The sequence below is a fragment of the Bacillus sp. GbtcB14 genome (genome assembly GCF_019091205.1).
Lineage (GTDB): Bacteria > Bacillota > Bacilli > Bacillales > Bacillaceae_G > Bacillus_A > Bacillus_A cereus_AG.
This window is the reverse complement of record NZ_JAGXJT010000001.1, coordinates 700,407-713,915: the sequence shown is the minus strand read 5'-3', so window position 1 is coordinate 713,915 and position 13,509 is coordinate 700,407. Positions and strand designations below refer to the sequence as shown.

Here is a 13,509-nt window from a genome sequence, read left to right as displayed (position 1 = left end):
CACACCTATTGCCTTATTTGAGGCCCTTCACATTATTCGCATTAATTTCTAGCCCGTGTTTTTTTGCAACTTCAGCGATTCGTTCATAGCGACTTAATTTCTCTACTTCAGCCTGTAACTCTTGATTTTCTTTTTGCTGCTGTACAATTTTTTGTTCTATCGTCGCTGCTTCTACATTAACTTGATAAAGGCCTGCTTTATTTCCAATAAACGCTACACAGGCATACAATAAAAAGCCAATAAATGCTACATACAACAGTTTTTCGATTCTTGTAATCTTCGCTTTAGCTTTTGGCTGAACCATCTGCTGTGGGGGCGTTTGAATCTGTACCTCTTCTTGCGCTTGTTGTTTGTACTTTACAGCTAAGTTACTCATACCTCTCTCCCCTTTTTATCGTTTTTCAGCGATTCTCAATTTCGCAGAACGCGCTCGATTATTTTCTTCTAACTCTATATCAGAAGGTAAAATCGGTTTTCTTGTAATAAGCTTTAATTTCGGCTTAAATTCATCAGGAATAATTGGTAATCCTGGTGGCAATTGTGGCGTTGTACTATTTCGCTTAAACGTCGTTTTACAAATACGGTCTTCTAAAGAATGGAATGTTATAACACTAACCCTTCCACCTGGCTTGACCATCTCAATCGCAGATTCCAACGCTTCTTCAAATACTTTCAATTCATCATTTACAGCTATACGGATTGCTTGGAACACTCGCTTCGCAGGATGTCCACCCGTTCTACGAGCAGGAGCTGGAATACCCTCTTTAATTAGTTCTACTAATTCTCCTGTCGTTTCAATAGCTTTATTCTCACGATACGCTTCAATTTTCCTTACTATTTGTTTTGAAAATTTCTCTTCACCATACTGGAAGAAAATTCTTACAAGTTGTTCATATGACCAGCTATTTACAACATCATATGCTGTTAATGGGGCATCTTGATCCATTCGCATATCTAACGGTGCATCATGATGATAACTAAAGCCACGCTCTGGTGTATCTAATTGTGGGGATGAGACACCTAGATCAAATAAAATACCGTCTACTTCTGTTATACCTAATTCCTGTAGTTTTTCAGATAAATGACGGAAATTACTTTTTACTGTTATGAACTGTTCACCGTATGAAGAGAATTTTTCTTTCGCATTTTGAATCGCTATCTCATCTTGATCAAACGCGATTAACTTTCCGCCTTCAGTTAATTGGGATAATAAATAAGAACTATGTCCTCCTCCCCCCAGTGTACAATCTACATATGTACCACCTGGCTTTATATCTAAGCCGTCTACTGTTTCCTTTAAAAGCACTGTTACGTGTTTAAACATTGTTGCACCTACTCTTTTTCCAATTAATTATGTTGAATGCATCTCCTCCTCCAAACGTATATTTCACGATTAGAGAACGAAATACTATGAAAGAACGACTCATTTAACTTGCCTACAAAGGCAGCATACTATACAAATCGCTATTTTCTTTTATTATATACTAAATTTTATCATCTTTTGCGGGAATTTAAATAAAAAACTGTCGAAAAAGATAATAATACGTTTACATTTTGTGCTATTTTGTCATATATTTAAGTATCCTGCATAATTACGATATTCACCGTTTGCCAGATTAATAATTCAGAAAAATTTCACTTCACAGTAAATTCAACGGAACAAAAATAAAATCCTGCTCCTAAGAGCAAGATTCTATAGTTTTATAACATGATGTTTTCCATCCCAAGAAAACGATTTTTCCATTACACGCTCAACGAAATCCAAACCGAACTGATTTAAGTAGTAACATATATTCCACACACGCTCTTGCGGCGCCCCTAATGGACGAAGTGCAAATTGTATGCGACGGAATTTATTTAGCTGTACTTCATGTTTTTTCTCAACATTTCTTTTCAACATTCTTTCCAACAGTTCAATTTGTTCATTAATTTTGAATTCATTTTTCCCTGCAAACGCACTTAATCCAGGATCTATTTTCTTCACAAACTGTTGTAATGACGTATGGATATCCATTATTTCTTTTTTCGCCTCTACAAATCGATCATCTATCGGTTCCTCTATTTGATTAGATAACCAGTTTTCACGCAACTTATCTACGTTATTTAAAAACGGATCACTGTCTCGCAATTGTAAATCGTGTAAATCTGTCGCTACATCCCTCTCTATATAAGTGATTGTAATACGTGGAACGACAGGTGGCATTCGGAAACCGATAGTATGGAAGACTTGTTGTAATTCACTCCAGTAAGCTAATTCCCCTGGCCCTCCAATAAACGCCAGTGTAGGAAATACATACTCTTGCATAAGAGGGCGCGTTACAACATTATTACTAAAGCGTTCCGGGCTTCTCTCTAGCTCTTCCATCAATTCCTCATACGAAAAGGAATACGCTCCATCCTTCCCAACAAACTTCCCTTGATTGTCTTCAAGTAACACTCGCTCGTTATCAATTTCCATGAATATATGCACTGCATTATACTTCGTTTCAATAATCGGTTTATATCCTAATTCTTTAATTATTTCCTGTTGGTTATGAAGCCCCTCTTGCACTTCTTTATACTTACCTATAATTCGCTTGAAAAACGGCACTTCTAATTTTCTTAATTCAGGATGATGCGAATCGACAAGAATTAAACCAGAATTCACGAACATTTTCATAATAAGATGGCCAAAGAAATCTACATACGTTTTCGATTTCCCCAAAGAATCATCAATAAATTGCAGTACATCCTTTGTAAAATTCGTTTCAGGGTATGTTTTAAAAATTTCTTCAATCCACTTTCTACAGTCTTCCAAAGAAAGATCGGACTCTGAAGCACTCGCCTTTTTCGGATTACGATCATGAAAAATAGTCTTTTTTATTTTTTTATTCTTCGTTACAAAAGTATGATTAATTTCATCCATATCATGGTCTTCACCAGCAATCCAGAAAACAGGAACAACTTTAACACCTAAACTTTCTTCCTTTTCCCTCGCAAGCTGTAAAACTGAAATGATTTTATGAATTGTATAAAGTGGTCCAGTTAATAAACCAGCTTGTTGTCCAGCTATAACAACATATGTATTTTCATCTCCAAGCGCTTTTACATTTTGAATCGTAGCTTCTCCCGCTTGTAATTTTGTATTATATTCTAATAAATGCGCTACTAAATCTTGGCGGAAAAACTCCCTCTCACGCAAATCATGTACACGCTGTTTAAAAGCATCTTCTGTTAACATATAGTCAAAACACGACTGTATCTCTTTTTTACCGTTCATATAGTCCGCTACAACACCTTGTTGCGGAACAGAGATTTCTTTTATCTCCATATAATTCTTCCTTTCGTATCCTGTTCTATCACCAATCCACATTGTAGTCAATGTTGCACGTAAAAGCAAAGAATTACACTTATTCTTTTACTTCTAATCCTTTTATTGCATCGAACAAAAATTGAAGTGTCGGAACGGATCGTTGCTGTTTCTTAGCTTCCTCTAATACATATCCAACAATCGCACCAATTTCCGTTTGTCTATTCGCCCTTACATCTGCCAGCATAGATGATGTATTATGAGACGTTCTTTCACATACGTGACGTACCATTTTCCATACCATTTCTTTTTCTTCTTTAACAAGAAAAACGACTTCCTGAAATACTTGCTCCATCAATCGATAAAAAAACGGGTTCGTAATCAACTCTCCGTTCTGGACTTGTAATAATGCTGTCAATGGATTGATACATACATTAACTACTAATTTTTTGTGCATGACATCCTTCCAATCATCTTCTATTTGAATCGGAAAATGAGGAAATGGAAAGCAATTAAATATTTTTTCAAAATGTATAAACTGGCCGTGCACGATTCCAAACTTCGTTACACCTATCCCCGTATGATAAACGGTATGTCTTTCTTCTTTTTTTGCACCATGCTCTACAATCCCAACCGCAATATTTTCATTCTTTATTTGCTGCATAGCATGAAGGTGCGACATTCCGTTTTGCAAAAAGATTAATGAGGATTCCCCTCGCACAAAAGGCAGTATGTCAGTTATATGATATTGCTTAACAGCAATAAATATATAGTCTAGCTTCTGGTCTAGCATACTCGCTATTGGCAAAACAGGCGGGAATACGGTTTCACATTTTTCCTCCCTCATACAAGTTACACCCGTTATATTCAATTCCTCAGCCTGTTTAGCTGTCCTTGCAAACAACGTAACATCTTGCTTACTTTTTTGTAAATAAAATGCATATAACAGACCGATAGCTCCTGGTCCCACAACTCCAATTTTCATTTTCACACAAGGAACTCATATAAATACGATACATAAGTCCCTTTTCCCTCCCCCTTTTTATCCCGCAAACGCCTGATTGGTGCGAAATTATAATTAACTAAAGGTGAACAAATCCCACCGATTACAGTTTCACTTTATCTTTCTCAATTCCATGAACACAGTTTACAATTTCATTGCTCTTTAACAAACAAATGCAACCTCTACTTTCAATATGTATATACTACCTATTAATATGCTTCTACTCTTAGTTTAGCAAATCCTCAAAAAAATAATAAAAGAAATATACTATCTTCTTCATAAAAATAAAAAAATGAGTTATAATATTATTATAAATATTTTTACTTTTCTGCATTCAACGAGACAAGAAAAGGATGTGATGTTATGGGATTCCCAAAAGTTGAGCGCTTGCTCATCAATTATAAAACATTAGACGAATTTAAAAAATTTAAAGGTTGCGGAGCTCAAGAATTATCCATGTTAGAAGAATTACAGGCAAACATTATTGAAAACGATAGTGAATCTCCATTTTACGGTATTTATTATGGTGGATCACTAATTGCACGTATGAGTCTATATATGAAAAGGCACGGCGGGGAACCATTCGAAATTACAGGTACTTACCTAGAACTCTATAAACTTGAAGTGTTACCAACTTTCCAAAAACAAGGATTCGGAGAAATGCTTGTAAATTATGCGAAGGGGCTACAGTTCCCAATTAAAACGATCGCACGTATCCATTCAGCTGGTTTTTGGGATAAATTAAATTTCCAGCCCGTATCAGTACCTGATGGTGATTTTTATGTTTGGAACCCCGAAACAAATTTGAATGCGGTTACAAACGAAGAGTCCGCATAAGAAATAAAAAAAACAGCTACATAGCAGCTGTTTTTTTATTTCTTTAACTTTTCTAATTTCCCATTCGAACGAGCGCTATTTCTTTCCGCTACCATTACACTTCTTTTTTGATCGATATAATCAAGCAATGTTCTATACTCTTCCTCATATACTGATAATCGCTCCAAAAGATTCTCTCTCTCTGTTTGTAACGATTCAATTTGCTGTTGCAACACCATTAAAGAGTTTTCATCTTTATAATTTTGCAAAAAATCAATAACATCATTTAATGTAATTGACGTAGGCTCTACTACCCTTGTCTCTTTTACTTCATAAGTTTCTACTTTACGTAGTTGCTTCGCTTCTTCAATACGTTCTTTGTATTGTTTTCTAACGTAAGAATTCCATCTAAAGCCACATGCTGCTGGTGTACGAGATAAATGTCTTCCCACTTCTTTAAAGGCAGATAATTGCGTTCCACCTTCTTGAATATGCCGGAGTACTACTTCTGCCAGAAGCAAATCTTCATCATCAGTCCAAGCATCTTGTCTTGTTGTCGCCATCTCTCTAGTCCTCCCTATGCATTTTTTATTAAGCATATGCAGTTACTAGAAAAGATAGAATACAACAAATAAAGAATAAGACAAAAAAAATAAACGTAGAAGATATCTTCTACGTTTATTTTCCCGCAATTACTTGCTGATTACTTCTTTACCTTTGTAAGTACCGCATGCTTTACATACACGGTGAGCTAATTTCGCTTCACCACAGCTTGGGCACTCTACCATACCAGGTACTGATAATTTGAAATGCGTACGACGCTTTCTTTTTACTGTTTTAGAAGTTCTTCTAAAAGGTACAGCCATTCTTCCCACCTCCTTAAAAGAAATAGTTATTTTCATATGAAGGCCTAAACCAGTCTTCCGATTATTTGTCAAAAAACTTTGCAAGTCCTGCTAATCGTGGATCAACAGTCTTTTCTTTGTTTTCTTCCGAAATCACTTGCCAGTCTTGACCTTGCATCGGTGCTCCACCAGAAACATCATCACTGAAAATTTGCATTGGAATCTCCAAAAGTATATTTTCCTTGATTACGGGCAGTAAGTCAAGTACTTCTCCTTCTAAACAATGAATTTCAGCTTCAGTTTCAAATTCTTCTTGTGAAGTTTGGAACACCTCAGTTGTTTTAATGTCAAATGGTAATGTCACATCTACTAAAGAGCGAGAACATGGTAAAACCATGCTTCCAGTTATATGTAGATGGAACGTAAACTTACCGGATCCAAAATCAACTCTTCCTGTTACATGAGCAGGATTAATTTCACGAATATCTTTCTCGACCTCTTGTAGCTCACTTACATCTACCATCTCATCCAATGTCAATCCTTTATTTCTCAATTTATTCAATTGATGGATGGACCATTTCATATCATATCACCTCAAGGCAACAAACAAAATTATAGCTAGCCATTTTATATTTGTCAATGTTTTTTCTTTACACTATAATGAAGTCATCATAGTAAATAATATATAGAGTATCATGTTTTTCAAAAAGATGCTACATCGAAAGGAGAGATTACCATAAAAGCCAGTGGTATTGTTGTTGAATATAACCCTTTTCATAACGGTCATGATTATCATGTGCAACAAACAAAAAAGTTAACACACGCTGATATTACAATCGCCGTTATGAGTGGTCCTTTTTTACAGCGTGGTGAGCCAGCACTCCTATCCAAATGGTATCGTACCAAAATGGCCTTATCATGCGGTGTAGACCTTGTTGTAGAGCTTCCATACGCCTTCTCAACACAAAAGGCTGAAACCTTTGCAAATGGCGCTATTTCCATTTTAAACGCCCTGCACGTGTCTGAAATTTGTTTCGGTAGTGAAGATGGACAAATCGAAAATTTTTATAACACCATTTCTGTGCAAAAAAATGAAGACGAGACTTTTAATCGTCTTGTAAAGCAATTTATGAACGCAGGTAATAGTTACGCAAAAGCTACATCTGAAGCTTTCCTACACATTTTACCTTCTGAAAAAAACATAGACATGTCACAACCAAATAATATTTTAGGTTTCCAATACATGAAAGCAATCCTGACGCAAAATAGTTCTATGCACGCACAAACGATAAAAAGATTCGCATCTCATTATCATGATGAAACATTTCGCGACCAACATATTGCAAGCGCAACTAGTATTCGCAAGCAACTTTTTAGCGAAAATAGTTCTTTTACAGAAATTGAGCCTTTTATCCCAAAAGCGACTGCTTCTCTTATAGCAAATTACAAACAAAACTACGGGATATTACATAATTGGGAACAATACTTTTCATTTTTTAAATACAAACTCATGACGATGTCCCCAGAAGACTTACGACATATATATGAAATAGAAGAAGGTTTAGAGCATCGTATTTTATCAAAAATACAAACCAGTTCCTCCTTCCATTCATTCATGGAAGCATTAAAAACGAAGCGTTATACATGGACTAGATTACAAAGAGCTTGTACACACATTTTAACAAATACAACAAAAGAAGAAATACATAGCGCAAATATAGAGCAGCATGCACCGTACATTCGTCTACTAGGCATGTCACAAAAAGGACAAACTTACCTTTCAAAAAACAAGAAAAAAATAGATCTTCCCATCCTTACCCATACAAAAACATTTGACCATCCTACTTTACGTATAGAGCGAAAAGCCAATTCTGTATATTTCTCCATCATGCAAGAACCATTCCGAACAGAACTACTAAAACAAGATGCAACACACCATCCAATTCGTTATGATGAATCAACTGCAAAATTTCTATAAAAAAACCTCTCTTTTTCAGAGAGGTTTATTTTTTCTCGCCCATTTTTTCCAAATACAATAATGCATCATCCAGCGTATCAACTGGCACAACTTTCATTTTTGTTTTAATATCTTTCGCAGCCTCAAGTGCATCTTTATAATTCGATTTCTCCGCACCTTTTTCATTTGGCGCAAAGAACACTTCAGCACCAGCATCACTTGCAGCGACCACTTTTTGCTGAATACCACCAATCGGACCAATTTCTCCCTTTTCATTAATCGTCCCTGTTCCAGCTATTTCATGCCCTCTTGTTAAATCATCTTCCACAAGTTGATTATATATTTCTAATGTAAACATTAGGCCTGCCGATGGTCCGCCTATTTCATGAGAATCAATTTTCACTTTCGGATCTACCACTAGTTCTCTTTCCGTAACGATAGAAACCCCTATACCAACACGCCCATTTCCATTCGGAATGGTCTTTACATTTAAATTTTCTTTTAACTGTTTTCCATTCCTCTTGTACTCAACATTTACTGCGTCCCCTTCTTTTTTTCCCGTCATATATTCAATAAATTGCTCCGTCTTTTCAAATGTTTTTCCGTCGACAGCTACGATGACATCTCCAAGTTTAAGCTTTCCTTCTGACGGCATCCCTTTCGCTACACCAGCAACCAATACACCTTTATTTTCAAAAGAAACAGTACGATTTGCACGTTTATAAGCATTATAGATTGCTGCATTTTGCGAATCTTTCATCGCATAATTTTGGCGAAATTGATATTCTTCATCACTTTCACCTTTTTGTAATATTTCTTCCGCTTTCGAAATATGTGTATATTTATTAAACTGTGCCGCTATTAAATTCACCACATTTGCTGGCCCCATTGAAACCGTAACAAGCATAAAATCACCAGACTCTTTCGTTCCACCTTCAACTTGAACGTAAGGCTCTAATTTGGCCGCCATTCCTGGTTTTGTTACATAATACGGTAAACGTACGTAAACAAGTAACATCGCCAATATAACCCCTATTAAAATTGCATATATAAACCGAAAACGCTTAAACATTATGTTTCTCCTTCCACTTCTCAATTAATAAAAAAATATTTGCAACATGTTTTTCCGCTTCTACTTCTCCAACTCGTATAATGTCTTCAATGTTTGTAAAAGCACGTGAGCTAAATTGTTCTACAGCTGGTCGCATCATTAAATCCGATGCAATTTGTCGATTCATCACAAGCTCATGTTGCATAATTTCAATACTCTGCATAATTACATCATAAATAGATGTAACCTCTCCATTCACTTTAATCGGGGATACATCAACAGCGATAACAATATCGGCACCTAGCTCTTTCACAACCGATACTGGAATGCGATCAATCACTCCGCCATCCACCAATAATCGTCCATCTATTTTTTCTGGTACAAACACTCCAGGTACAGATATGCTAGCCCTCACCGCCTCTGCAACAGGACCACTTGTAAAAACTACTTTTTCCCCCTTCAAGATGTCAGTAGCCACAACAGCCGTCGGGATATCTAACTCTTCTAAATTTTTATTATATGTAAACATTTTAATCATATCTTTGACACGTTTTCCAGCAATAAATCCCATTTTCGGAACCGTAAAATCTAAATAATATTTCCTCTTAAAAACATTTGCCAGTTTATACAGCCTTTCAACGTTTGAGCTAGCTGCATAAAATGTACCTACTAAAGCCCCCATACTACTTCCTGCAATCATATGAATCGGTATACCATTTTCCCTTAAAACTTTTATAACACCAATATGAGCAAATCCTTTTGCGCCCCCAGATCCAAGAGCTAAACCAATTTTCGGTTCTTTCATTTTTCTCACCCTTTATTTTTTTTCATTCCTTTTTTCATACTTATGGTCTAAATTCACCACGTATCCACGTATACTGAAATGAACGTTTTTTGGGACAAAGGGGGATTTACTTACATGTATGAAAAATGGAAAACGGCTTTCCTTACCATATCAACACTGTTTTTAACCTTTTCTCTTGTACTCCACCCCCAAGCTGCTCTGCAAGCTTCCATTCGAGGGTTAAATATATGGTGGGAAGTTGTATTCCCTTCACTTTTACCGTTTTTCATCATTGCGGAACTTCTAATTAGTATTGGTGTTGTAAAATTTATAGGCGTTATATTAGAACCACTCATGCGACCACTTTTTCGCGTTCCAGGAATAGGCGGATTTGTTTGGGCAATGGGAATGGCTTCAGGATTCCCTGCTGGCGCCAAATTAAGCGCTAGACTGCGTAAAAGTAATCAGCTAACACAAATTGAAGCAGAGCGCCTCGTATCTTTTACAAACTCATCTAATCCACTTTTTATTTTTGGAGCTGTTTCTATCGGTTTTTTCAATAATCCGAAATTAGGAATCGTATTAGCTGCTGCACATTATTTAAGTAACTTTTTCGTCGGGTTATTGATGCGTTTTTACGGTAATAACAACATTTCCACGAATGATAAACATACTACTAAAAAACGTCCTTTTCAAAATCCTTTTTCAATCCTACACGAGACACGCATGCAAGAAAAAAGACCGATAGGAAAATTACTTGGGGACGCTATCGTTTCTTCTATTCAAACGTTACTTATGATTGGTGGATTTATTATTTTATTCTCTGTTTTAAATAAAATGATTACTGTATTCCATATTACAACAGCACTTTCTTTTATTATGCAACATATTTTATCATTCTTCCAACTAACTACAGAATTTAGCATTCCGATATTATCAGGCATTTTTGAAATGACACTCGGAAGCCAAATGATTAGTCAAGTAAATGAAACACCCCTCCTGCAGCAAGCTATGGTAACAAGCTTTATTTTAGCATTTAGCGGCCTTTCTATTCAGGCACAAGTTGCTAGCATATTAGCTGAAACAGATATCCGATTTAAGCCCTATTTTTTCGCACGAATTATTCAAAGTATTCTTGCCCCTATTTTTACTTTTATATTTTGGAAACCATTTTATGAAAAAGTAACCTCTTTTTCACCTATGCAAAAAGATATCCCCGTATTTTTATCGAATCATTCTATACTGCATGAAATTTGGACATCTTTTGTGCACTACGGACCGATATTTACATTATTTTGTTTATATGTATATGTTATCTTATTATTTTTTCGTAGCAACAAAGAAAAACCCCGTTCACTTTAACGGGGTTTGAAACTTTTCTTTTAAAGCACGTTCTACAACAGGAGGTACAAGATCTACCACGCTTCCTCCATATCTCGCAACTTCTTTCACAATGCTCGAGCTTAAAAATGAATATTGATTGTTTGTCATAATAAAAAAGGTTTCAATATTTTCATCTAATTTTCGATTCATAGAAGTAATTTGCATCTCATATTCAAAATCAGAAACTGCTCGTAGCCCACGTAAAATCGCGTTTGCATTACGCATTTTCGCATACTCCACTAATAGTCCACTATGTGAATCTACCTTTACATTCGGGATATGCTTTGTTGCTTCTCGAATTAAATCTAAGCGCTCTTCAACTGAAAAGAACGGTTTTTTTGACGAGTTGTTTAAAACTACTACATATACCTCATCAAATACTTTTGCTCCCCTTTTAATAATATCCAGATGCCCAAGGGTAATTGGATCAAAACTTCCCGAAGAAATAGCTATACTAGTCATTCCGTCCCCTCACCTTCATACTTATAAATCGATATTGCTGTAATCCCATAATTTTCAGCTCTTACTTTTACAAGTCTCCCTATAGAATCAGGTAAAACCACATCATTACCATGCTCTGACATAATTAATCCATCTCTATGTAACAATCCGTGTTGATCCATCACACTAATTAAAGATACAATTTTTTGATCTTTATATGGAGGATCAATTAATATAAGATCGAATGATATTTCACGTTTTATAAGAGCCTTTACCGCACGTTCTGCATCATTTCGATATACTTCAGCTTGTTCCTGTATTCGACAACTTTCTAAATTTTGATGGATTACCTTTATCGCTTTATTATCTCGATCAACAAAGATTGCTTTATCAATCCCTCTACTTATAGCCTCGATTCCAAGACCACCACTACCGCCAAATAAATCAAGGGCTGTACCGCCATCAAAATAAGGGCCTATCATATTAAAAATCGATTCTTTTACTTTATCTGTCGTTGGACGTGTTGTATTACCTGGCACCGCTTTAAGTGGATGCCCTTTACATTTTCCTGAAACTACTCTCATCTGTTGTCACTACCTTTATTTCAATCTATCGAGCAATTATAGAAAGCCTTTCTCCATTCAGTAACCGCTACCAAACTATACTATTCCATGAAATATTCCATTCATCTCTCAACGAACAATAGGAGAATTCGGCTGAAAATAACCGCTCTGCATTTTTATGTATTCATCTCACCATTCGCTAACACGAACCCATTATGTATATTTGTTTCACTTTATCTTTTTTATCCTATCATAAAATAAAAAAAAGAAAAATAAAAAGCCAAACATAAAATTTAATTTCATGATGTATATCTTCATTTAGATTGGACATAAATAATTATAACAACATCACCTTCGATGTTGTTGCCAACCGCGGAGAAGACTTACGTTTCCCCATAAGTTCTTCCTCCGGTTTCTCCTCTCCCTTTGCCTTCTTACTAGTACAAGCTAGTATAAGAAGGGCCCTGCTTTGCAGGGTTTTTTTTCTTTGTCTACTTTTCATTTAAAAAGTGAGATGGTACAGTAAGTAAAAGAAAGAGGAGGAAAAAATATGATTCAACGCTTTATAGAACTCGGAGAAGGCTACTCTGATTTATATGAATTACTTGAAATTGCCAAATCAAATCAAGAACGTATAACACATATGTTACAGTTTGAAACGATTAAAAATGAAAAAAAAGTGTGCTCACTTGTTGTAATATTAAAACCAACTACTACTGGTGATTTCCAACCATTATACATATGTCGTGAAGGCATTCCTGTACTTGAAAATAAAAAAAGTAAACGTGTCATTTTATTTGAAGAAGCGGCAGAACAACTAGGAAAAAAAGTGACTAGCTTTACGGTAAAACCATCCACAACTTTCCCAGAAAAAGAACTGTTCTTCAATCATTTAATTGGTATTTTACGAATGAATAATTTCATTCCTCCAATGAAATAACACTTTATTTCAAATAAAAAAATCCCCCGCTAAAATTAGCAAGGGATTTTTTTATTAGCTATAATCGTATTCTTTTGCCCGATCAGGACGTGAATTTTCAAATTCCGTTTTTAAATACGGGCGGTACGACTGTTCTATCTTTTTCACAAAAGGAAGTTTGTTCAACTTTTGCATCATATGCTCAATTTGTTCCATATCACAATATACTACTGCGTATTTTAAGCGTTTTGATATGTAATGTATGTTACCATATTTCCTTAAAATCTTGGCATGTTTCAATGAATGTAAATAAACAATCATACTTTGTCGTTGCCCGAACATATTCTTCTCCATCTTCTCCTTTTAAAAACATATATTTTATATTTTATGAAAACCAATCAGAAATTTATGACATTACAGGACAAACTCTGTATACGTTTTCTTCTACCTTCTAAAAA

General features: G+C 35.5%; 16 protein-coding genes. 4 read left to right on the top strand and 12 right to left on the bottom strand.

The genetic code is table 11. From position 1 onward, the window contains the following. Positions 1 to 13 precede the first annotated feature (13 nt). From ftsL to panE, 4 genes are all read right to left on the bottom strand, one after another. Positions 14 to 376 (bottom strand): cell division protein FtsL, encoded by a 363-nt coding sequence (gene ftsL, locus KVT31_RS03905; protein ID WP_000067081.1) that lies wholly within the window; start codon positions 374 to 376, stop codon positions 14 to 16. Positions 377 to 391: 15 nt separating this feature from the next. Next, positions 392 to 1,324: a 16S rRNA (cytosine(1402)-N(4))-methyltransferase RsmH gene (gene rsmH, locus KVT31_RS03900; protein WP_088097541.1), complete on the bottom strand. Its 933-nt coding sequence runs from the start codon at positions 1,322 to 1,324 to the stop codon at positions 392 to 394. 369 nt (positions 1,325 to 1,693) lie between these two features. After that, a complete protein-coding gene (gene bshC / locus KVT31_RS03895) occupies positions 1,694 to 3,310 on the bottom strand; it encodes a bacillithiol biosynthesis cysteine-adding enzyme BshC (RefSeq protein WP_088097542.1) in 1,617 nt (538 codons plus the stop codon). Positions 3,311 to 3,389: 79 nt separating this feature from the next. Next, entirely contained in the window at positions 3,390 to 4,280 is an 891-nt protein-coding gene (panE, locus tag KVT31_RS03890) for a 2-dehydropantoate 2-reductase (protein WP_088097543.1), read from the bottom strand. Positions 4,281 to 4,655: 375 nt separating this feature from the next. On the opposite strand from panE, the gene KVT31_RS03885 reads away from it, so the two are divergent. After that, positions 4,656 to 5,129, top strand: a complete 474-nt coding sequence (locus KVT31_RS03885; protein ID WP_060488409.1) for an N-acetyltransferase — start codon at positions 4,656 to 4,658, stop codon at positions 5,127 to 5,129. A 35-nt stretch (positions 5,130 to 5,164) separates the two neighbouring features. Here KVT31_RS03885 and KVT31_RS03880 read toward each other — a convergent pair whose 3' ends face one another. The 3 genes from KVT31_RS03880 to KVT31_RS03870 all read right to left on the bottom strand — a co-directional run bounded on the left by KVT31_RS03880 (position 5,165) and on the right by KVT31_RS03870 (position 6,536). Beyond that, positions 5,165 to 5,671 carry an RsfA family transcriptional regulator gene (locus tag KVT31_RS03880; RefSeq protein WP_088097544.1) on the bottom strand — a complete coding sequence of 169 codons (507 nt, stop codon included), beginning with the start codon at positions 5,669 to 5,671 and terminating at the stop codon, positions 5,165 to 5,167. A gap of 129 nt (positions 5,672 to 5,800) precedes the next feature. Beyond that, on the bottom strand, positions 5,801 to 5,974 hold the full coding sequence (gene rpmF / locus KVT31_RS03875) for a 50S ribosomal protein L32 (protein WP_001984764.1): 174 nt from the start codon (positions 5,972 to 5,974) through the stop codon (positions 5,801 to 5,803). Positions 5,975 to 6,035: 61 nt separating this feature from the next. After that, positions 6,036 to 6,536 carry a YceD family protein gene (locus KVT31_RS03870; RefSeq protein WP_000872150.1) on the bottom strand — a complete coding sequence of 167 codons (501 nt, stop codon included), beginning with the start codon at positions 6,534 to 6,536 and terminating at the stop codon, positions 6,036 to 6,038. A gap of 153 nt (positions 6,537 to 6,689) precedes the next feature. On the opposite strand from KVT31_RS03870, the gene KVT31_RS03865 reads away from it, so the two are divergent. Then, positions 6,690 to 7,931 carry a nucleotidyltransferase gene (locus KVT31_RS03865; protein WP_170930159.1) on the top strand — a complete coding sequence of 414 codons (1,242 nt, stop codon included), beginning with the start codon at positions 6,690 to 6,692 and terminating at the stop codon, positions 7,929 to 7,931. Positions 7,932 to 7,956: 25 nt separating this feature from the next. Here KVT31_RS03865 and KVT31_RS03860 read toward each other — a convergent pair whose 3' ends face one another. Together KVT31_RS03860 and KVT31_RS03855 are read right to left on the bottom strand one after the other, a co-directional pair. Further along, on the bottom strand, positions 7,957 to 8,982 hold the full coding sequence (locus tag KVT31_RS03860; protein ID WP_088097546.1) for a SepM family pheromone-processing serine protease: 1,026 nt from the start codon (positions 8,980 to 8,982) through the stop codon (positions 7,957 to 7,959). After that, positions 8,975 to 9,766, bottom strand: a complete 792-nt coding sequence (locus tag KVT31_RS03855) for a patatin-like phospholipase family protein (protein ID WP_088097547.1) — start codon at positions 9,764 to 9,766, stop codon at positions 8,975 to 8,977. The genes KVT31_RS03860 and KVT31_RS03855 overlap by 8 nt, the downstream gene beginning before the upstream one ends. Before the next feature lie 114 nt (positions 9,767 to 9,880). On the opposite strand from KVT31_RS03855, the gene ylbJ reads away from it, so the two are divergent. After that, positions 9,881 to 11,107 (top strand): sporulation integral membrane protein YlbJ, encoded by a 1,227-nt coding sequence (gene ylbJ, locus KVT31_RS03850; RefSeq protein WP_088097548.1) that lies wholly within the window; start codon positions 9,881 to 9,883, stop codon positions 11,105 to 11,107. On the opposite strand, the gene coaD is transcribed toward ylbJ, so the two are convergent. Further along, complete coding sequence (gene coaD, locus KVT31_RS03845; protein WP_088097549.1) at positions 11,099 to 11,590, bottom strand: pantetheine-phosphate adenylyltransferase; 492 nt, start codon at positions 11,588 to 11,590, stop codon at positions 11,099 to 11,101. The two genes, ylbJ and coaD, sit on opposite strands and share 9 nt — an antisense overlap. Beyond that, positions 11,587 to 12,153, bottom strand: a complete 567-nt coding sequence (gene rsmD / locus KVT31_RS03840; protein WP_073516240.1) for a 16S rRNA (guanine(966)-N(2))-methyltransferase RsmD — start codon at positions 12,151 to 12,153, stop codon at positions 11,587 to 11,589. Before rsmD ends, coaD begins: the two co-directional genes overlap by 4 nt. Positions 12,154 to 12,682: 529 nt before the next feature. Between rsmD and KVT31_RS03835 the strand changes: the two genes are divergently transcribed. Then, on the top strand, positions 12,683 to 13,072 hold the full coding sequence (locus KVT31_RS03835; protein ID WP_088097550.1) for a DUF7147 family protein: 390 nt from the start codon (positions 12,683 to 12,685) through the stop codon (positions 13,070 to 13,072). Between the two features lie 54 nt (positions 13,073 to 13,126). Here KVT31_RS03835 and KVT31_RS03830 read toward each other — a convergent pair whose 3' ends face one another. Beyond that, on the bottom strand, positions 13,127 to 13,393 hold the full coding sequence (locus KVT31_RS03830; RefSeq protein WP_002080814.1) for a YlbG family protein: 267 nt from the start codon (positions 13,391 to 13,393) through the stop codon (positions 13,127 to 13,129). Between the last annotated feature and the right edge of the window lie 116 nt (positions 13,394 to 13,509).